The sequence below is a fragment of the Leucobacter albus genome (assembly GCF_039528015.1).
GTDB lineage: Bacteria > Actinomycetota > Actinomycetes > Actinomycetales > Microbacteriaceae > Leucobacter > Leucobacter albus.
Genome location: NZ_BAAAKZ010000004.1, coordinates 35,825 through 56,409 on the forward strand (window position 1 = coordinate 35,825; position 20,585 = coordinate 56,409).

Below are 20,585 nucleotides of genomic sequence, written 5' to 3' on the forward strand. Positions count from 1 at the left end.
GGTGGGCGGCAGGGGTGGGCGGGAGGGGTGGGCTGCAGGGGTGGGCGGCAGGGGTGAGCGGGAGGGGTGAGCGGGCGGGGTGAGCGGGAGGGGTGAGCGCGGCGCTGCAGATGGGACTTGCCGGGGCGGCAGGGCGGCTCGTGGGCGGGGTGCCCAAGGGCGCTATTGGAGGCCAGGCTCCCGCCGACCGACGAGGTCGCCGCGCCCGTTGGGTGGGGCAGGTGCCCCCGGCGTGAATTGGCCCGCAGGCGCAAGTCGGTGGCAGTTTGCCCCAGGTTTTGGGCGAATCAGGGCGGATCCGCGGCGCAAACTGACATCGAGTTGGCGGCGGGTGCCGCCCAGGCAGCACCGGGTACCCTGAGCGCATGCAATCTGTCACTCCGACCGCTGCGACGCAAAAGCCCACGGCGTCGCTCGCCGTCGACATCGCAGTCGACGCGGGTTTCGGCGTGCTGCTCGTGGTCTGCGGGCTGCGCTACTTTGCGTTCCACGAGCTCGCGGGAACCGGCATGCTCGTACTCGCCCTCGCGATCGCATCGGGCCTGAGCTACGCCACCGCGGTGCTCGGCGGGCGTCGAGCTCGTGACGGGCGCGCTCCGGGCTCGGGTAACGCGCCATTGGCGCAGCATCCCGCGGCGAACCCGCAGGGCTCGGGGGCGTGGCAGCGCGCCTGGCTACTCGCGGCGACAGCGATCTGGCTGCCGCTTGTTGTGCTCGCTCCCTCATTCGGGTGGTGCGCGTTTGCACTGTTCTTTGCGATCCACCGCGTGCTCAGCGGCGGCCGCGCACTCGCACTGTCAGCGACGATCGTCGTCGCCGTGAGTATCGGGCTGTACCTCATGTCTGGTGGGGCAGATCTCGGGCTCGTGCTCGGGCCGTTCTTCGGCGGGCTCGTACTCGCGTACGCGTACTGGGCGCTCGATCGCGCGCTCGGCGAGCAGCGGCGGCTCAACACCGAGCTGCTCGACACCCGCGAGCAACTCGCCCGCACCGAACGCGTCGCCGGCGCGGCCGCGGAGCGCGAGCGGGTCGCGAGCGAGCTGCACGACACCGTCGCCCAGCGCACCGCCGAGGCACTCTTGAGGCTCGAGGCGGAGCACGCGGCGTCGGCTGGCGGCGCGACCTCAGACGAGGCCCGCGGCGCGCTCAGGCTCGCGCTCACCGAGACGCGCGAGTTCATGCTCGGGCTCGTCACTCCGCGCGCCGCGCGCCCGGCGGGGCTCACCGACGCCCTCCGCGCGCTCGCCGGCGAGGCGCGGGCAACGTTCGAGGTCACCGGCACGGAACGCACGCTCCCAGACGAAGCCTCCCACGCCCTACAGCGCGTCACGCAGGAGGCGCTCACCAACGTACGCAAGCACGCCGCGGCCACGCACACGAAGGTCACCCTGAACTATTTCCCTGATGCTGTCGGGGTTGACATCGCCGACGACGGGGCGGGGTTTGCGCGCAAGGCGGCCAGCGAGGGCGAGTCAGGTTTCGGTATTCGGGCGATGGGGTGGCGGATCCGCAACCTCGGCGGCACGCTCACCATCGAGTCGGCGCCTGGCCGTGGCACGGCCGTGGCGGCGACCGTGCCAGATGCGCCGCGTGCGGTCGGGGTTGGCGGGGCTGCTGGAAGCGGGGCTGGGGGTTCTGCGAGCGCTGCTGACGTGCCTGGAGGCGCAATCCTGGCCGGTGGGGCCGGGGGCATCGATGCGACCACCGGAGAGAACTTTGGGAAGGAGCCCGCGTGATCCACCTATTGCTCGTCGACGACCACCCGACGCTGCGCCACGGCCTTCGCGCACTGCTCGACACGCAACTAGACCTCGAGGTAATCGCCGAGGCTGGCGGGCTCGACGACGCCGTCGCCGCGCTCACCGCCGCCACCGGCGAAGGGCGCGCGCCAGGCGTTGCCCTCGTCGACCTCGACCTCGGCGCAGACGCCCCCGACGGCATCGCGACGCTCGTCGAGCTCGTGCGGCACGCGCCCGGGCTGAGGGTCATCGTGTTCAGCGCCTACGACTCAGACGCCGATGTGGTGCGCGCGATGGAGGCGGGCGCCGCCGGGTACCTCGTGAAAGACAGCGCGCCGGAGCAGCTGTTTCGCGCCGTGCGCGCAGCGGCCGCCGGCCAGCCCGCCTTCGCCGCCCCCATCGCCGCGCGGCTGCACGACCGCGGCCGGTTCGACGAAGAGACGCTGACCGCGCGCGAGCTCGAGGTGCTCACGCTCGCGGCCACCGGCCTGTCGAACCGCGAGCTCGCGCTTGAGCTGCTGCTCAGCGAGGCGACGGTGAAGACCCACCTGCACCACGCGTTCACGAAGCTCGATGCGTCGAACCGCCAAGCCGCGATCGCTATCGCGCTCAAGCGGGGAATCATCAGGCTGTAGTTCACGCTCAACCGATCGATTGATGTGGCGACGCGCGAGCGTTCGTAGCGTTGAGTCACGGCCGCAGGCACCCGCCTGCCCGGCCGCGACTCTGACCCACGAACGAAAGCAGCGCACATGACTCGCACCTCACGCCGCCCGGCGCGCACGACGATTCTCACCTCGACAATGATCGCCGCGGCCGTCTGCTTCGCTTCGGCCTCGCCGGCGCTCGCGGCCGGGCCCGCTGAGGCACCGGCGGCGGCTGCCGCATCGGCGGCCGCCGCTTCTACGGTGGCCGGCACCGATTCGACGCCCGCGGCTGTGCTGGCGGCGACCGCCTGGCAGACCACCTCAGCCATCGACCAAGACGGCAACCCCGTCGCCCTCGACGACGCCCGCGCAGCCAACTACGTCGGCTGGGCCTACTACAACACCGCAGGCACCTTCCGCATGTACACCCCCGACGACCAGCCCAAGATGCAGGGCGACTGGACCGTCGCAGCAGACGGCTCCAGCCGCTGGATCGCCGCAAAGAACGACGCGGGCGCCATACTCTTCGAACGCACCGTACCCATCACCGTGCTCACCGCAGACGAATTCACCTACCGCGTCATCGACCAGGCAGACCCCACCAAGTGGGTCGACATCGTGCACACCCCGACCGACCACGCGGAGCCCGGCACCGGGGGCACGGGTGAGGGCGGCAACACCGACCCCGGCGTCATCGACTACTCGGCTGTGCTGGCGTCGACCGCCTGGCAGACCACCTCAGCCATCGACCAAGACGGCAACCCCGTCGCCCTCGACGACGCCCGCGCAGCCAACTACGTCGGCTGGGCCTACTACAACACCGCAGGCACCTTCCGCATGTACACCCCCGACGACCAGCCCAAGATGCAGGGCGACTGGACCGTCGCAGCAGACGGCTCCAGCCGCTGGATCGCCGCAAAGAACGACGCGGGCGCCGTACTCTTCGAACGCACCGTGCCCATCACCGTACTCACCGCCACCGAATTCACCTACCGGGTCATCGACCAGGCAGACGCCAGCAAGTGGGTCGACATCGTGCACACCCCAACCGACCACGCGGAGCCCGGCACCGGGGGTGCGGGTGAGGGTGACGGCGGCGGCAATGGTGACGGCGGCGGGAACGGAACGGGCGGCTCAGGCAGCGGGGGCTCGGGCTCGGGCTCGGGCTCGGGCTCGGGCTCGGGCGCAGGCAACTCAAGCGGCACTGGCAACACCGGCGACGGCACACCTGCGAGCGGCAACCAAGGCCAGAAGGGTCACGGCGAAGCCACGCTTGCCCAGACCGGTGGCTCGGGCCTCGTCGCCTCGGTAGCGGCCTCAGCACTCGCCTTGCTCGGCGGCGCGCTGCTGCTTGCCCGCCGAGCGTTGTTGCGCGCCCGCGGCTAACACCCGGAGGCCCCACCTCCACAAGTCCATGTCAGTTTGCCCCACTTAGATGGCCAAAACCGCGGCCTTTCAGGGGCAAACTGACATGGACTTCGAGGTTCGGTGCACGGTGGAAGCATCGGCGGCAGCACGAACCACAGCGCACGAGTTACACCGCACAAACCCGCGGCGCACGAGCGACGCCCCACATTCCAGCACCAAACACGCAACACGCAACCCGCCACCCACACCCAGCACCCAGCAACCCACCGGCCGCAACCCAGTGTTCACATCACGGTTACCCCAGCAATCCCGCCGGCGGCCGCCGGCACGCAGTAGCCTGGGGCTGTGAGCGAGACAGCCCCCGCACCGAACCGAGTCCCCGCAACGAAGCGGACAGTCGCCTCTTGGGCGCTCTGGGACTGGGCGACGCAACCGTTCAATTCCGTGATTCTCACCTTCGTGTGGGTGTCGCTCTACCTGGTGTCTGACGCGTTTCTCCCCGACGACGTCGCTGCGCAGAACGCAGACGGCAGCCTCGCCTGCTCGCAGGCCGCCGACGCCGGTACCGCCTACTGCACTGGCCTCGCAGAGCTGTCGGCGAACTACGGCTGGGTGACGTTCGCAGCCGGCATCTTCATCTTGTTGCTCGCGCCCGTGCTCGGCCAGCAGGCCGACGCCCGCGGCAACAAGAAGCGCTGGGTCGTCATCGGCACCGCGGTGCTCGCGCTCATCCAGTTCGCACTGTTCTTTGTGTACTCTGACCCGCAGTTCTTCTGGTTCGGGGCCGCGGCGGTTGCGCTCGGCTCGGTCGCGAGCGAGATCGCCGGTGTGAGCTACAACGCCATGCTCTTCGACGTCTCGACGAAGCAGACCGTGGGCCGGGTGAGCGGCCTTGGCTGGGGGCTCGGGTACATCGGCGGAATCGTCGCGCTCATCATCGTGGTCGCGCTCACCGAACTCAACTGGTTCGGCATGGACGTCTCTGACGGCCTCGCCTACCGCCTCATCGCTGTGGGCGCCGCGGTGTGGACGGTCGTGTTCTCACTCCCGTTCGTGCTGTGGGTTCCCGAGCCGCCGGCCCGCACCGATCGCCCCCGTGTCGGGTTCTTCCGCAGCTATCGAGTGCTCGTTCGCGACCTCGGTTCGCTGTTTCGCAACGACCGGCAAACATTCTGGTTTCTGGTCTCGAGCGCCGTCTACCGCGATGGGCTCGCTGGCATCTTCGCGTTCGGCGGCATTCTCGCGGCGGTGTCGTTCGGCTTCTCGGCGACCGAGGTGATGATCTTCGGTGTCGCGCTGAACCTTGTGGCCGGGGTTTCGACGATCATCGCTGGCCGGCTCGATGACAGGTTCGGGCCGCGCGCGATCATCGTCATGTCGCTCATTGCGCTCGTTGCGAGCGGCCTGTTCATATTCTTCTTCCGCGAGGAGGGCAAGGCGATTTTCTGGGTCGGTGGCCTCATTCTCTCGGCCGCCGTCGGCCCGGCGCAGGCCTCGAGCCGATCGTTGCTCACCCACCTGGCTCCGGCGAACATGCAGGGCGAGGTGTTTGGCCTCTACGCGACGACGGGGCGGGTGATGAGTTTTCTCTCGCCGTGGTTGTGGGCCGCGTTCATTGGCTGGTTTGGCGCCACGCATTTCGGGATCCTCGGCCTGATTATCGTCGTCGCTATCGGTCTCATCATGACGCTCGTATTCGTGCGAAAGCCCGAGGCCGCGGAGTCGATGACCGCCTAGTTCCAGAGATTGCGAACTGCGTTCTCGGCGCTATTCAGCACGGCCGTCGCGGCAACGGCCCGGGTATCGAGCGCAATCACTTCGAAACGCCCTTGCCATCAGGCCCCAGCTCGAGCTCGAGATCTCGCAAAACGTACTCAGGCGGCGGGCAATCATGCTCCGTGTAATACGTGAACACTCGCGTCGCCTCATCATGAGCAAACGCCTCATCAGCAAACACCCTCGTACGCGTCGACCCATCTGGGTACACAATGTCAACGTTCGGCTCACCAGAACGCTCACCACCACGACCAAGCACATACTGACGAAACACACCATCACGGTTCGTCTTCCACTCGATCGTCATACACTCAGCCGTACCCGCAGCCTGCATGAACGTGACCGGCTGCACATCGTCACGAACAAGATCGAGATGGCCCACCCCGGGAGGCGCCGGCCAAAGAATATACGCCGACCATCTCCCGGGCTTGAGCAGCGAGAGGTGCCTTGAGATCTACTCCCCGTATGACTCATCGTCCCAGTCCAAGGGCCCGGTGCCGACAATATCAGCGACATAAGCCAGAAAGAACAACCGTCGCCCGTTGTACTTGTCGTCGTTCATGGTCACGCTCCTTACCAGCGGAGTTCGGCTGCCGGCGTCAGCCGACCGGAATGCCTGCGGTGTCGAGGCTCTTGCCGCCGTCGCGGCGCTGCACGGCGAGGCTCACGAGCAGCAGCACGAGCCCGGCGCCAGCGAGCACCGCGCCGAGCCACCCCGGCGCGAGGTAGCCGAAGCCTCCGGCAATCACGAGGCCACCAAGCCACGCGCCCAGGCTGTTCGCGACGTTACCCGCGGCGTGGTTGAGTGCCGCGCCGAGCAGCGCGGCCTCGCTCGACATGCGAATGAGCCTGGCCTGCAGCGTCGGCAGCACGATCGACGAGGCGAGGCTCACGAGAAACGCGAACACGAACAACCAGGCGGGGTGCCCCGCGAACAGGGCGTACAGCACGAACGACGAGATGAACAGCACAAAGCCCCAGATCGCATTGCCGATCGGGAAGCGGTCGGTGAGCACACCGCCGATGATGTTGCCGAGCACCATGCCGATGCCCATCGTCGCAATCACCCAGGGCACCATGCCGGCACCGAGGCCAGCCTCGCGGGTCGTGACCTCCGCTATATAGGAGTAGACGGCGAAGAAGCCCCCGAAGCCAATGGAGAGCACGCCCACCATGATCCACACCCGCGCACTGCCGAGCGCGGTGAGTTCACGCAGCGGGCTCCGCTCCGGGTTGCCGGGAAAGCGCGGCACGAAGAGCGCGACGAGCAGCAGCGTCGCAACGAACAAGACGGCGACGAGCCCGTACACCCAGCGCCACCCAAACTGCTGGCCGAGCACCGTCGACAGCGGCACCCCGATCACGTTCGCGACCGTCAGGCCGCTCATCGCGAGCGCGATGCCCTTGCCCATGCTGCCAGGGCCCATGAGGCGCGCTGCGAGCAGCGAGGCGACGCCAAAGTAGGCGCCGTGCGGCAGGCCAGAAATAAAACGGAACACCGACACCGTCGCGAACCCAGGCACCGCGGCCGAGCCGACCGTGCCAACGATCAGCAAGACCAGCAACCAGATGGCGAGCTTCGTTTGCGACATGCGCGCGCCGAGCACGGCGAACACGGGAGCACCGACAACCACGCCCAGCGCGTAAAGGGTGATGATGTTGCCAGCCTGCGCGATCACGCGTTGCGGATCCGCCTCGTAGCCCGGCAGCAAATCCATCGCGATCTCGGGGAGCACCCCCATCGTCGCAAACTCGGTCGTGCCGATTGCGAAACCGCCGAGAGCAAGCGCGAAGAGCGCAAGGTTTCGCCGAGACGTGGTGAGTTGGGGCACGAGCTTGCCGCCTTCCGTGAAAAATTCGGGGCTCGAGACCGGCCCGCGCGCGAGGGCACCGCACTAGTATCGCATTGCGGGGTAGCCTATTCGAGTGCCTCGCCCCGAACTCAGCCCCCAGCAGCTCAACGTCTACGAGCGCATCGAGCACACGCGCGAACATATCTTCGTGACGGGGCGCGCTGGCACCGGCAAATCGACGATTCTCAACCACCTCTCGTGGCACACCTCGAAGATCATCGCGGTGTGCGCCCCGACCGGCGTCGCGGCACTGAACGTCGGTGGGCAGACGATCCACTCGCTGCTGCGCCTGCCAACCGGCGTGATCGCCGACCACGAGCTCGACCAGCCCACCGAGCTCAAGAAGATGCTCGCCTCGATCGACACCCTCATCATCGACGAAATTTCGATGGTGTCTGCCGATCTCATGGACGCGATCGACCGCTCGCTGCGCCAGGCCCGCGGCAAGTGGCACGACCCGTTCGGCGGCGCCCAGATCATCATGTTCGGCGACCCGTTTCAGCTGCCGCCCGTGCCGCCGCGCGACCCGCACGAGCGGGCGTACTTCGACGACACCTACCGGTCGCTCTGGTTTTTCGACTCGAAGGTGTGGCAAGAGACGCCGCTCGACGTCATCGAGCTCACCGAGGTGCACCGCCAGAGCGACGACCGGTTCAAGCAGATACTCGGAGCCGTGCGCTACGGCGTCGTCGACGAGACGCAGGCGAACGAGCTGAACTCCGCGGGCGCCAGGCCGGCGCCGCGCGACGTCATCACGCTGGCGACAACGAACGCGACGGTGAACCGCATCAACGCCGAGCGCCTCGCCGAGATCAAGGGGTCGGGGCTGAAGGCCGCAGCCGAGATCACCGGGGAGTTCCGCGAGAACACCTACCCCGCAGACGAGGTGCTTGAGCTGAAGGCTGGCGCGCAGGTGATGTTTCTGCGCAATGACCCCGACGGGCGCTGGGTGAACGGCACGATCGGCACGGTCTCGAAGATCGAGGGCACCGTGTGGGTCGACGTCGGCGACGAAGAGTATGAGGTGGAGCCAGCGACGTGGGAGCGGTTCCGCTACCGCTACGACGCCGACACCAAGAAACTCGAGAAGGAGGTCGTCGCGGAGTTCGAGCAGTTCCCGCTGCGCCTCGCCTGGGCCGTCACCATTCACAAATCTCAAGGACACACTTACGACGCAGCCGCGATCGACCTCGGGCCGCGGGCCTTCAGCGCCGGCCAGACCTACGTCGCGCTCAGCCGCGTGCGCTCGCTCGACGGGCTCTACCTCGCGCGGCCGCTGCAGCCCCGCGACGTGATCGTCGACCCGAACGTGGTGCGCTTCTTCTCAGACCGGCAGCCGAAGCAGGCCGCGGCGTCGGCTGGGTAGTGGGGCGGGCCCGCGGCGCTGCGCGGTGGGGCCGTGCCTTCCACCGAAGCACACGTTATTCACCGGAGCACACGAAGTTTGCGCTGATTTTCGTGTGCTCCGGTGAATAACGTGTGCTCCGACGAGCGGGAGCGCTGAGCGAGAGCGCGGAGCGGGAGCGCGGAGCGGGAACGCGGAGCGCGAGCGCTGAGCGGGAGCGCTGAGCGCGAGCGCTCAGGCGCGCACCCGCCCGGCAGGCACTTCGGGCTCACCGAGCGACAGCATCAGCCGGTTTGCCCAGTTGAAGAAGGCTGCGCCGTTCACGATGTCGAGCACCTCGGCGTCGTCGAGCCCAGCCTCGCGCAGCCGGGCGACGTCGTCGCCGCCGAAGCTCAGCGGGGTGTTCGTGAGCGACACCGAGGCGCTGACAATGGCGTTCCAGGTGGCGTCGCCGAGGTCGGCTCCGACGCCGTCGTCGAGCAGCCGCTGCACGTCGCCCGTGCGGCCAGACTCGCGGGTCGCCGCGGCCGAGTGCACCGACGCGCAGAACACGCAGCCGTTGTGCCGTGAGGCGGCGGTCGCTGCGAGCTCGCGCTCGGCCCGGCCGACGCCGTCGGTGACGTTGAAGAAAATGTCGAGGTCGGTGAGGGTGCGCGCCTTCAGTGCCGCCGGGTCGCGGGCGAGCAGCCTAAAGTAGGGCATGTTCGCGCGGGTCGGCTCGATGAGCGCGTCAAGCTGCTCGGCGGTGAGATCGGCCTTCGCGACCGGTTCGAGCCACGGCACCCAGCCGAGCCCCTGCTGGGTGAAGTGCTCGGGGCGGCGCAGCTCGGGGTAGTCAGTGACGGGCGCCGGGTTGGTGGGGCGGGGGCGCTGCGCGGGGGCGGATCCGATAGCCGTTGTGGATCCGCCACCCCCGGCGCCCCCGGCCAACGGCGCCGGCCGCCCCGGGAACTGCCCGGCAATGGCCCGCAGGCCCCACGCGGTGCGCAGCTGAAACGCGAGGAACGAAACGAGCTGAGACAGCGACACGATGTCGTCGGCAGACCAGCCGGCCCCGGCGAGCGAGCGCAGGGCGGCGGGAGTCGCCTCGCGCGGCCGCGTCACGAGCAGGTGGGCGTGCGCGAGCGCCGCTGCGAGCCGCTCACCGACCGCCGCCGCGTCGGCAGCGTCTGGCTGCCACTGCGCGGCGGCGGTGCTCTCGGCGAAAAGCCCGGGCTCGCGGTAGGCCCCCCGCGGCCCGGCCGCGATCGCTGCGGCCGCGACCCCGTCTGGCCCCGAGAGCAGCGACACGAGCGCGGGTGCCTCGTCGCCGAGCACGTCTGCGTAGAACTCCTCGGCCTCGGCGAACCCGTGCAGCTGCGCGACGAAGAGCGCCACCGCGTAGCGCTCGGCGAGCGTGAAGGTGCCGGGGTGCTCTGGCTCGAGCAGGGCATTGAAGCTCAGCTGGGCGTGCTCGCGTGCCTGGGCGCGCCGCTCGCGCAGCCCCGCGAGGGCGCTGCCCGGCGTGATGCCCGCGAGCAGGTCGATGAGGTCGGACGATGAGGCGGCCGGGGCGGCCGGTGGCGCTGTTGTTGCCGCTGCGATTGGGGCGGCGGTCGGGGTGGTGGTCATGGCGAATCCTTACTGGGTGGGCTGAATGCCGACCGCCGGCGCGGTCTCGCGCGCGAGCGGCTCGATCGATTGGAGGGCGAGGTCGTGCGGCGCTGGCACGGAGCGGGTGGCGGCTGTGCGCGCGCGGCCCGAGACTGTCTGAGGCCCGATCGCCCCGCCAGGGATGGCGTCGAGCAGTGCCCGCGTGTATGGGTCTGCGGGGTGCTCGAAGATCTGCCGAGTCGACCCGTGCTCCACCTGCCTGCCGCGCTTGAGCACCGAAACGGTGTCGGCGATCTGGCGCACAACCGCAAGATCGTGCGAGATGAACACGTAGGTGAGCCCGAGCTCGCGCTGCAGCTCGGCGAGCAGTCGCAGAATCTGGGCCTGCACCGTCACGTCGAGCGCCGACACCGCCTCATCGAGCACGACGAGCTCGGGCTCGACGATGAGCGCGCGGGCGATCGCGACGCGCTGCCGCTGCCCGCCAGAGAGCTCGTGCGGCCTGCGCTCGGCGATGGCCGGCTGCAGCGCGACGAGGTCGAGAGCGCGGGCGATGCGCTGCCCGCGGTCTGCCTGGCGCCCGATGCCGAAGTTGCGCAGCGGCTCGGCGAGCGTCGCGCCGACCGAATGGCGCGGGTCGAGCGAACCGTATGGGTTTTGGTAGACGAGCTGCGTGTGCCGTCGAAACTCACGGCCGGGCCCGCGGCGGCCACCACGGCCGAATCTGCCTGCGGCTGCCGTGAGCTCGGTCTCGCCTACCACGATGCGGCCTGCGGTCGGCGTCTGAAAGCCCGCGATCGCGCGGCCCGTCGTCGTCTTCCCGGAGCCCGATTCGCCGACGAGCGCGTGCGTGGTGCCGCGCGGCACCGTGAACGACACGTCGTCGACGGCGACGAACGCCTCTCCACGGCCCGGGGTCTGAAACTCCTGCCTGAGCCCCGACACGACGACGAGGGGCGCGGCTGCGGGGCCCGCCTCGCGCACAACCACCGCGCGCTCCCGCACAACGGCGGGCGCGAGCGACGGCGCGTCGGCGAGCAGCTGCCTCGTGTAGGCCGAGCTCGGGCCCGCGAGCACCTTGCGCGACGGGCCGGCCTCTTGCACCTCGCCGGCACGCATCACGACGATGGAGTCCGAGCGATCTGCCGCGACCGCGAGATCGTGGGTGATGAACAGCACGCCCATGCCGGTCTCGCTGCGCAGCCTGTCGAGCAGGTCGAGTACGGTGCGCTGAATCGTCACGTCGAGCGCGCTCGTCGGCTCGTCGGCGATCACGAGCTCGGGTTCGAGCGCGAGCGCCGCGGCGATGAGCACGCGCTGGCGCATACCGCCCGAGAGCTCGTGCGGAAACTGGCGCGCGCGCCGCTCGGGGTCGTCGATGCCGACCCGGTCGAGGAGCTCGAGCACGCGGGCGTTCACGGCCCGCCGGTCGCGCCAGCCGTGAATGCGCAGCGCCTCGCCGACGCTCGCGCCGATGCGGGTGACGGGGTTCAGGGAGTTGCCCGGGTCTTGCGGAATGAGCCCTACCCGGCGCCCGCGAATGCCGCGCCATGCCCGCTCAGACAGCCCGGTGAGCGTGTCGGTGCCGTGCGCGGCGCTCGCGAGCGTGATCTCGCCGCCGGTGACGGCGCCGTTGCCTGCGAGCAGGCCGATCACCGACTGGGCGACCGTGGTCTTGCCCGAGCCCGACTCGCCAACGAGCGCCGTGACCTTGCCTGGCGCAACGTCGAGGGAGACCCCGCGCACCGCCTGCACCTCGCCGGCTGGGGTGTCGTAGGTGACGCGCAGGTCGCGCACGCTGAGCAGCGGTGTGTCGGTCATGCTGGGTCTCCTCCTCGAATGAAGTGGCTCAGCCGGTTCGTCGCGAGCACGATCGCGACGACCACGAGCCCCGGGAGCACGGTGAGCCACCAGGCGGTGGCGACGTAGTTGCGGCCCTCGGCGATGAGCAGACCCCACTCGGGGGTGGGCGGCGGCGCACCGTAGCCGAGGAAGCCGAGGGTCGAGATCTGCAAGATCGCAGACCCGAGCTGCAGCGCGGCGAGCGCAACGACAGGGGTGAGCGAGTTCGGCAGAATGTGCCGCCACAGCACCGACCAGAACGTGCCGCCCGAGCCGTAGGCTGCCTCGACGTATTCGCTCACGCGCACACTCACGACCTGCGACCTCGCGAGCCTCGCGAACACCGCAATCGAGGTGACGCCGACCGCGATCGCCGCGTTCGTCGTGCCAAAGCCGAGCAAGATCACGATGCTCAGCGACAGGAGCAGCGCGGGAATAGCGAGCAGCACATCGACGAGCCGCATGAGGGCCTCGTCGAGAACGCCGCCGACGGCCCCGGCGAGCACCCCGATCGTCGTGCCTGCAGCGAAGCCGACGAGCACCGCGACGAGCGCGCCGACGATCGACTCCGAGGCGCCAAAAATCACGCGGGTGTAGAGGTCTCGCCCGGTCGCGTCGGTGCCGAACCAGAACTGGGCGCTCGGCGCCTGCAGGGCTGGCCCCACGGTCTCGGTCGGGCTGCCGGTGGCGAAGAGGCCCGGGGCTATCGCCCAGGCGAGGCCGATGAGAATGGCTGCGACCGGCACGAGAAACCCTGCGCTGAGAAACCGCGATTTCGGTCGTCTCGCGGTGGATCGTGCCGCGCGCGGCCGGCCGCCCCGGCCCGTTGGCTGGCCCTGCTGCGGCTGTTCGGGCTGGGGGCGTTTGGGCTGGGGCTGGTCGCGCTGGGGCTGGTCGCGCTGGGGCTGGTCGCGCTGGGCTGGTTCGGCCTGCTCGGGCGCGGGGAGCTCGATCGTGGCGGTGTCGTGGGTCGCGCCCGCATCCCATGCGGCCGGCGTGATGGTGCTCATCGGGTGGCTCCCTGGAGTTTCGGCGCGGCCGCTGTCTTCGCGCGCAGCCGCGGGTCGAGCACCGGGTAGAGCAGGTCGACCACGAGGTTGATGATGACGAAGGTGAACGCCGCGAGCACGACGATCACGAGCAGCACGGGGGTGTCGCGCGTCGCCACCGACTGCGCGGTGAGCTGGCCGATGCCTGCCCGGGCAAACACCGTCTCAGAGACGACGGCGCCGCCAACGAGTTCGCCGAACAGCACCCCGGCCATCGTGAGCGTCGGCAGCAGCGCGTTGCGGGCGACGTTGCGCCACAGCAGCCACGTGGTGCTCGCTCCCCTGGCGCGCACGACCGTCACGAACGGCTGCGTGCGCACCTCGTCGATCGAGCGCAGCAGCACCTGCGCGAGCGGCGCCGCGATCGGAATAGCGATCGTGAGCATCGGCAGAATCAGGCCCTGCAACCCCGTCGCCCCGATCGCGGGCACCAGCCCGAGCTTGAATGAGAACACCTGAATGAGCATGATGCCAATCCAGAACACCGGCAACGACACGAACAGCGGCGGCAGCCCCCGAAAGAAGCGGCGCAGCCACCCCCAGCCGCCGTAACTGGCGGTGAAGGCGATGGTGACGGCGAGCACGACAGCGACGACAAGGCTCGCCAGCGCGAGCGTGAGGCTCGACGGCAGCGCGGTCGCGAGCAGCGTCGACACCGCGGCCCCGCTGTTCACCGAGTAGCCGAAGTCGCCACGCAGAAACGCGAGCAGTGAGTCGACGTAGCGTTCGAGCGGTGGGCGATCCGCCCCGTAACTCTCGCGAATCGCGTCGAGCTGCTCGGGCGACAGCCCGAGCTCGGGGCTGCCGTAGCGGGCGAGCACCGCGTCGCCCGGCAGGGCAGACAGCAGCACGTACGCGACCGTGTACGCGAGCACGAGCACGGCGAGCGCCTGCAGCAGGCGTCTGGCGACGTAGGGCATCGGACTCTCCTTTCTCGGCGGGTGGCTTCGTGTCGGCCGGGTGGCGGTTGGCGGCCGCAGCGCGTGCGGCCGCCAACGGGCCCGGGCGCCTGTGCCGCTAGCGGGTGACCCAGGTGCTGTAGAAGTTCGGGCGGCCGACGCTCTCGGTCGCGAACCCCTGCACCGCGGTCGTCAGGCCGTAGACCTGCGGCTCCTCGAACAGCGGCAAGATATATGCCTGCTCGGCGAGATGGCGCTGAGCCGCCTCCGATGCCGCCGCGCGCTCCTCGGGGCTGGGCGCCGAGGCGACCTGGGCGAGCAGCTCTTCGAGCTTGGGGTCTGCGCTCTGCTGAGTCTCGGTGTCGTAGTTCAGCAGCGTGTTGCGGTTCGTCGAGAAGAACTGCGACTTCAGCACGTCGTAGTCTGCGCGACCGACCATCGAGTGGTAGACCTGAATGGTGTCGGGGTCGAGGCTCGCGGCGGTCTGCGCGGCGTAGTCGCCCGAGAACAGGTTCACCTCGATGCCGAGCTCGCCGAGCTGCTCTTGGATCAGGGTGACGACCTCTTTCGAGCGGGGCTGCGGCATTGCCTCGTTGAAGGTGAGGCTCAGCTTCGTGCCGCCCTGCTCGAGCACGCCGTCGCTGCCGGCCTTCCACCCCGCGTCGGCGAGGAGCTTCGCCGCCTGCTTCGGGTCGTAGGTGTAGTTCTCGGAGGTGTCGACGTAGCCGGCCGCGGTCGTCGCGAGTGCCCCGGTTGCGAGCGGGTAGCTGTCGGTGAACAGCGTCTCGACGATCTTCTCGCGGTCGATGCCCGCGATGATCGCCTGGCGCACGCGAATGTCGCTGAGCAGCGGGTTCGTGAAGCGGAAGTTCAGGCTGTTCGTCACCCCGTTCGTTGAGGCGGCGAGAATGCCGAGGCCGTCAGCCGCGAACTGCGGCTCGTCGGGAGCCGGGATTTGACGGGCAATGTCGGCCTGCTTCGCGACGACCGTGCCGACGCGCACGCTGTTCTCGGAAGCGACGGTGAGCGTCACGCCGTCGAGGTAGGCGCGCCCGTCGTGCTCGGCGCCCTCGGGGGCCCAGTCGTAGTCTTCGCGCACCGCGAGCTGGGTCTCGGTGCCGAGCTTCTCACCCTCGATGACGAAGGGGCCACTGCCGATGACCTGGGTCGCGCTGCCTGGCCCAAAGCCCTCGCTGTCGAGATCGAGGGTCGCATCAGAAACGAGGCCCGAGTTGATCGTTGACACCGCCTGCGCGAAGCCCGGCGACGGCGCGGTGAAGAAGAACTTCACGGTGGTCGCATCGACGACCTCGCCTCGGTCGTAGTTGTTGATCGCCTCGGAGGGCGTGAGCGCGCGGGCGGCGTCGCCCTTGCCGTAGAGGTCGATGTTCTTCACGACGTTCTCGGCGGTGAGCTTCGAGCCGTCGGAGTAGGTGACGTCGTCGCGAATGGTGAACGTGTACTCGGTCGCGTCTGCGTTGACCTCGGGGAGCCCGGTCGCGATCCACGGCTCGAGTTCGAGCGTTTCTGGGTCTTGGTACAGCAGCCGGTCGGTGATGTTGTTCACGATCGCGCCGTTCGGGTAGAAGCCGCCGGCCGGTGGGTAGAGCGTCGTCCACGTCTGCGGCTCGAGGTAGCTCAGCGTGCCGCCCGTCACCGGTTCGCCCGCTGGGGCCTCGCCGCCTGGGGCTGCGCCCGCGCAGCCCGCGAGCAGCGCGGTCGTTGCGGCCAGTGACAGCGCGGTGAGGGCCGTGCGACGTATGCGTGACATAAATTCGGTCTCCGTGGTTCGGTGGCAGGAACTCGCGAAACATATTGTTTTCTTCTGCGAGGCATTACGAGAAGTTATCCTTGCACACGGCGGCGAGCCCGCGCAACGCGGCCCCCGCAGGCTGCGTCACATTGCGTAACGCCGCGAGAGCGCAGCGACGCGCTCCCCACAACCCAAGATAGGGTTATGGGACACATAATTATCGCAACACATTTGGATTCGTATTCATGCCCCTCCCCGCAGCGCCTCCTCCCGCGGCGCCCCACCCTGCCGAGCCCTCGCCCGCGCACGGCGTCGCGGCTTCCTCGCCCGCGAGACTCGCCATCATCGGCCTCGGCCCGCGCGGCGCCTCACTCGTCGAGCGACTCGGCGCCCACCTCTCGGCGCTGCCGGGCGGCGGGCCGAGCGCTGAACCCGACCCGATCCACCGCGCCCCGGCGCTCGAGCTGCATCTCATCGACGACGCACAGCCGGGGCCCGGCCGCATCTGGCGCACCGACCAGCCGCGCGAGCTCTGCATGAACACGCTCGCCGACGCCGTGACGCTCTTCACCGAACCGGGCAGCACCGTCACCGGCGACGTCGTCGAGGGGCCGACGCTCTACGAGTGGTGCGTGCTGGCCCGCGAAACTGCGGTCGGGCCAGCGGGCTCGGCGATCCCACGCCCGCGAGCCGCGACGTTCGCCGCCTACCCCGCTCGCGCAGGGCTCGCCAGCGACTACCGCGAAGAGCTCGCGTCCCTGCGACCCGAGTCGCACCCCAGCCGCGCGCTCTACGGCGAGTACCTGTCGTGGTTCTTCAAGCGCGCCATTGCCGAGCTGCCGGAGTGGGTCACCGTGACGCACCACCGGGCCCGCGCAGTTGCTATTGAGCGCGCCGGGGCCAGCGAGCGCGGCGGCGAGCGCATCACGCTCCGCCGCGAGGGCAGCGGCGCCACAACCACGCTCACCGTCGACGCGGTCATCGCCGCCACCGGCTGGCTCCCCCGCTCGCCGACCTCGGCCGATGCCGCGCTCGCGGCTCAGGCCGCGGGCCGAGCCGACCTCACCTGGGTGCGCCAGGGGAGCCCGGTTGAGCAGGAGCTCGGCGGGATCCGCCCGGGCGAACCCGTGATCGTGCGAGGCCTCGGCATGGGCTTTTTCGACACCGCAACGCTGCTGACCCTTGGCCGCGGCGGGCGCTATGTCGCCGACGCTACCGCGCCGGGCGGGCTGCGCTACGCCCCCTCGGGGCGCGAACCCGTGCTGCACGTGACGTCCCGGCGCGGTGTGCCGTTTCGCGCGAAGTCGCGCTACGGCTCGCTGCCCCCGCGCGCAGCCCAACGCCTGCTGCGCGAAGTCGACTGGGCGGCGGCCCCGCGCCCCATCAACTTCGACACGAAGCTCTGGCCTCGCATCGTCGGCGACGCGTTCCTCGCGCACGCCGAGACGCTCGGGCGGGTGCGCCCAGAGGCACTCGGGCGGGTGGGCCCAGAGACGCTCGGGCGGGTGCGCCCAGAGGCGCTCGGGCTGACCGAGCACGATACCGCCGCAACCCTCGCCGACATCGAGGCCGCGGTGCGCGCCGCGATCGCCCCGATTATCTCCGGCCCGCCCGCTACCTCCACGACACCCGGCACCCTACCGACGCCCGGCACCCCACCGACGCCGGGCGACCCCGGCGCCCTCGAGGCCACGGTCGACGCCGTCGCGGCCGCCGTCGCGCCGTTCATCGCCGACCCAGCCGAGCGCTTCGACCTCGCCGGTGAGCTGCGCCCGGCAGCAGGTTCCTTCTCCTCGCCACACGAGTTCGACGAGTGGGTGCAGCGCCGCGTCGCCGCAGACCTGCGCGAGGTAGACCTCGGCGACCGGAGCCCCGTGAAGGCGGGGCTGTGGTCGGTGAGCTCGGCTCGCGGGGTCGCCCAGCAGATCGGCACCCTCGGGGGCTTCGACGCGGAGTCGCGGGCGAACGGCGCTGCCCTGCTCACCGCGCTGGGCGGCATGGTCGGCTCGGGCCCGCCCGCCTTCCGCAACAACGAGTTGCTGGCGCTCACCGCCGCTGGCATCGTGCGCTTCATCGGCCCCGAGGCCAGCGTTTCGGTTGGGGGCAGCGGGTTCGTCGCATCCTCACCTGCCGTCGCTGGCTCCGAGGTGACCGCGCGCGCCCTCATCGACGCTTGGATGCATTTCCACGACGCGAGGGCGAGCATCGATCCGTTCACCCTGTCGCTGCTCAGCGCCGGCCGGGCGCGCGTCTTCTCGGTCGCCTCGCGCACGGGCGAGCCGGTCACGACCGGCGGCATCGACATCGATCAGGCAACCGGCAGAATTATCGGCGAAACTGGGCAAGTTGACGATGCTGTGCATTACGCCGGGATCCCCGTCGACGACACCCTCCACGGCACCGTCATCAGCCCGATGCCCGGCACCGACCCACCGATGCTGCGCGAGACCGACAGGGTCGCGCTCAGCGCCCTCGCCGCCGCTCGGCGCGCGTCAGCCGCTCGGCTGGCCGCCGCCGCGCCGAACCCGGCACCAGCCCCCTCCCCCTCCGCAACCCCGACCCTCGAAGGAGCACTCCGTGCCTAACTCCCGCCCCACGGCCCTCATTACCGGCGCGACCGGAGGCATGGGGGCCGCGATCGCCCGCGACCTCGCCGGGAGTCACGACGTGATCGCGGTCGGCCGCAACGGGGCCAAGTTGCGGGCGCTCGCGCACGAGACCGGCGCGACGACCTGGGCCGTCGATGTCACCGACAGCGCCGCGCTCGCGAGCCGCGTCGCCGAGCTCGCGCGGCTCGACGTGATCGTGCACGCTGCCGCGCGGGGCGGATCCCTAAGCGTCGAATCAGCCACCGTCGACGACTGGGCAGACTCCTTTGCCGTCAACGTCACCGCGCCTGCCGAGCTCACCAGGCTCGCCTTGCCACTGCTGCGCGCAGCCGAGGGCACCGTCATCTTCATCGGTTCGGGCGCTGGCACCCGCCCGGCTCCCGGCAGCGCCGTGTACACGGCGACGAAGCACGCGCTGCGCGGCCTCGCCGACGTGCTGCGCATCGACGAGGAGCCGCACCGCGTGCGCGTCGTCACGCTCGCACCGGGTCAAACCGACACCGAGATGCTGCGCCGCAACATTCCACCGGCGTCGTACGAAGCTGCCCGCTACATCAGGCCGGAGTCGGTCGCCGGGGCCGTGCGCTTCGTCGTCGACGCCCCGGCTGACGTGCAGCTCACCGACCTCGCGGTGCGCCCGCGGCAGGAGATTGCGCGGATCTAGGGATGGGGCTGGGTGGGCTGGTGCTGGGCTGGGCTGGGCTGGGTTGGGCTGGCACCGGGCTCGCGCCCGCCCGCCAGCGGCCCGCGCCCGCCGGCCGCCCGCCCCGCCCTCAAGCCCGCGCCCACCCGCCCACTGCCCGCCCGCCCCGCCCGCCAGCGGCCCGCGCCCGCCGGCCCACCGGCCGCCCGGCCCGCCCTCCAGCCCGCGAACCCTCACGTTGCCTCCGAGACCACCCCCTTACCTCCAGACACAACAGGGTGCTCTCGGAGGCAAGTGCAGGGTTGACGGCGGTGAGCCCATCGGGCCACCCAGGCTTGCATGCCCCTCGGGCCCACTCACCCGGCCTGCCCAACGGGTCCGCTCACCTACGAACCCCAACTTTGCCACCGAGCCCACCCACTTACCTCCCAACACAACAGGGTGTTCTCGTAGGCAAGTGCAGGGCTGGCTGCGGTGACCCCACACCGCCGGGCCGGGAGCTCTAGGCCGAAGGGCGCTGGCGGCAACCGTCAGTGTCAGTCGGCGAGCGCCGCCTCTATTGCCGCGCGAATCGCGGGGTCGCCCGGCTCTGTCGACGACCGAAACCGCCAGACGCGGGGAGCGCCACCGCCCTCGGGGTCGCGGCTCACGACGAACTTCTCGAAATTCCAGCGCACGAGGCCCGCCCCGCCGGCCGGGTCTTTCCCGTGACGCAGCTCCTTGAACAGCGGCGCGGCGCCTCGCCCGTTCACTTTGCCTTTTGTGAGGAGCGGGAACGATACCCCGTAGTTCAGCGAGCAGAACTCGGCGATCTCGTCGTCGCTGCCTGGCTCCTGCATCAAGAACTGGTTGCACGGCATCCCGATCACCGCGAGCCCCTGCGGCCCGAACTCCTGGTGCAGTGCTTCGAGGCCAGCATACTGCGGCGTAAACCCGCACTTCGAGGCAACATTGACCACCAGGGCGGCGCCGGGTGCCAGCTCCCCGAACCTGCGGGTTTCGCCGCTCGCCAGCTGCACTTCGATATCTCGCATGATGCCTCCTGCCCCCACGGTACTCCCCCAGGTGCCAGCTTGCAGCACGAAGTCACACCTTCTAGGCGTAGCCCCAGGCCCCGACCCAAGCCAAGGCCCAGACCAAGCCACAGACCTCGCTCGGGCCACCGAGCCGACACCTTGAAACCGCAAAGCTCACCGACCCTCCGGAAGGCTGCCGAGCTCACTTCTCACCGCTAGTGCAGTGCGTTCTGACTGTTGTTGCTCAGCGCAATCACAGGCGCCAAGCCCCGAGGTCCTCCCGTCTGCACTGAAGAGGCAAACAGCACAACCCAGGCCCGATCCGCGGGCTTACTCCCGTTCTACTGCAGATCCCCGATCGACCGCAGCGCAGCAAGCCCCGACCACAGCGCAGCAAGCCCCGACCGCAGCGCAGCAAGCCCCGACCACAGCAGCGCAACCCCAAGCGCGGCC

At 69.8% G+C, this 20,585-nt stretch carries 15 protein-coding genes; 7 read left to right on the forward strand and 8 right to left on the reverse strand.

Going from position 1 to position 20,585, the window contains the following annotated elements; genetic code table 11:
• Positions 1–365 precede the first annotated feature (365 nt).
• The 4 genes from ABD115_RS07810 to ABD115_RS07825 all read left to right on the forward strand — a co-directional run bounded on the left by ABD115_RS07810 (position 366) and on the right by ABD115_RS07825 (position 5,491).
• Positions 366–1,736 (forward strand): sensor histidine kinase, encoded by a 1,371-nt coding sequence (locus ABD115_RS07810; protein ID WP_343959970.1) that lies wholly within the window; start codon positions 366–368, stop codon positions 1,734–1,736.
• Positions 1,733–2,374, forward strand: a complete 642-nt coding sequence (locus tag ABD115_RS07815; protein ID WP_343959972.1) for a response regulator transcription factor — start codon at positions 1,733–1,735, stop codon at positions 2,372–2,374. Before ABD115_RS07810 ends, ABD115_RS07815 begins: the two co-directional genes overlap by 4 nt.
• Positions 2,375–2,491: 117 nt before the next feature.
• Positions 2,492–3,772 (forward strand): DUF4822 domain-containing protein, encoded by a 1,281-nt coding sequence (locus ABD115_RS07820; protein WP_343959974.1) that lies wholly within the window; start codon positions 2,492–2,494, stop codon positions 3,770–3,772.
• Positions 3,773–4,099: 327 nt separating this feature from the next.
• On the forward strand, positions 4,100–5,491 hold the full coding sequence (locus ABD115_RS07825; RefSeq protein WP_343959976.1) for an MFS transporter: 1,392 nt from the start codon (positions 4,100–4,102) through the stop codon (positions 5,489–5,491).
• Positions 5,492–5,567: 76 nt separating this feature from the next.
• Here the strand turns inward: ABD115_RS07825 and ABD115_RS07830 are convergent, their stop codons facing one another.
• Positions 5,568–5,837, reverse strand: a complete 270-nt coding sequence (locus ABD115_RS07830) for a hypothetical protein (RefSeq protein ID WP_343959979.1) — start codon at positions 5,835–5,837, stop codon at positions 5,568–5,570.
• Between the two features lie 292 nt (positions 5,838–6,129).
• A complete protein-coding gene (locus tag ABD115_RS07835) occupies positions 6,130–7,362 on the reverse strand; it encodes an MFS transporter (protein ID WP_343959981.1) in 1,233 nt (410 codons plus the stop codon).
• A 94-nt stretch (positions 7,363–7,456) separates the two neighbouring features.
• Between ABD115_RS07835 and ABD115_RS07840 the strand changes: the two genes are divergently transcribed.
• Entirely contained in the window at positions 7,457–8,749 is a 1,293-nt protein-coding gene (locus tag ABD115_RS07840; RefSeq protein WP_343959983.1) for an ATP-dependent DNA helicase, read from the forward strand.
• Between the two features lie 213 nt (positions 8,750–8,962).
• Here the strand turns inward: ABD115_RS07840 and ABD115_RS07845 are convergent, their stop codons facing one another.
• The 5 genes from ABD115_RS07845 to ABD115_RS07865 form a co-directional block, all read right to left on the reverse strand.
• Positions 8,963–10,339, reverse strand: coding sequence for an alkylhydroperoxidase domain protein (locus ABD115_RS07845; protein WP_343959985.1), 1,377 nt, complete (start codon positions 10,337–10,339; stop codon positions 8,963–8,965).
• Between the two features lie 9 nt (positions 10,340–10,348).
• The gene (locus ABD115_RS07850) at positions 10,349–12,142 is read right to left on the reverse strand and encodes a dipeptide ABC transporter ATP-binding protein (protein ID WP_343959987.1); all 1,794 of its coding nucleotides are present in this window, start codon (positions 12,140–12,142) and stop codon (positions 10,349–10,351) included.
• On the reverse strand, positions 12,139–13,173 hold the full coding sequence (locus tag ABD115_RS07855) for an ABC transporter permease (RefSeq protein WP_343959989.1): 1,035 nt from the start codon (positions 13,171–13,173) through the stop codon (positions 12,139–12,141). The genes ABD115_RS07850 and ABD115_RS07855 overlap by 4 nt, the downstream gene beginning before the upstream one ends.
• Positions 13,170–14,132 (reverse strand): ABC transporter permease, encoded by a 963-nt coding sequence (locus ABD115_RS07860; RefSeq protein WP_343959991.1) that lies wholly within the window; start codon positions 14,130–14,132, stop codon positions 13,170–13,172. The genes ABD115_RS07855 and ABD115_RS07860 overlap by 4 nt, the downstream gene beginning before the upstream one ends.
• A 97-nt stretch (positions 14,133–14,229) precedes the next feature.
• Positions 14,230–15,882, reverse strand: a complete 1,653-nt coding sequence (locus tag ABD115_RS07865; RefSeq protein WP_343959993.1) for a TIGR04028 family ABC transporter substrate-binding protein — start codon at positions 15,880–15,882, stop codon at positions 14,230–14,232.
• 227 nt (positions 15,883–16,109) lie between these two features.
• Here ABD115_RS07865 and ABD115_RS07870 point away from each other — a divergent pair, with 227 nt between their 5' ends.
• Complete coding sequence (locus ABD115_RS07870; protein WP_343959994.1) at positions 16,110–18,449, forward strand: FAD/NAD(P)-binding protein; 2,340 nt, start codon at positions 16,110–16,112, stop codon at positions 18,447–18,449.
• Positions 18,442–19,137, forward strand: coding sequence for an SDR family oxidoreductase (locus ABD115_RS07875; protein ID WP_343959996.1), 696 nt, complete (start codon positions 18,442–18,444; stop codon positions 19,135–19,137). Before ABD115_RS07870 ends, ABD115_RS07875 begins: the two co-directional genes overlap by 8 nt.
• A 515-nt stretch (positions 19,138–19,652) precedes the next feature.
• On the opposite strand, the gene ABD115_RS07880 is transcribed toward ABD115_RS07875, so the two are convergent.
• Positions 19,653–20,150 (reverse strand): glutathione peroxidase, encoded by a 498-nt coding sequence (locus ABD115_RS07880; RefSeq protein ID WP_343959998.1) that lies wholly within the window; start codon positions 20,148–20,150, stop codon positions 19,653–19,655.
• Positions 20,151–20,585: the final 435 nt, after the last annotated feature.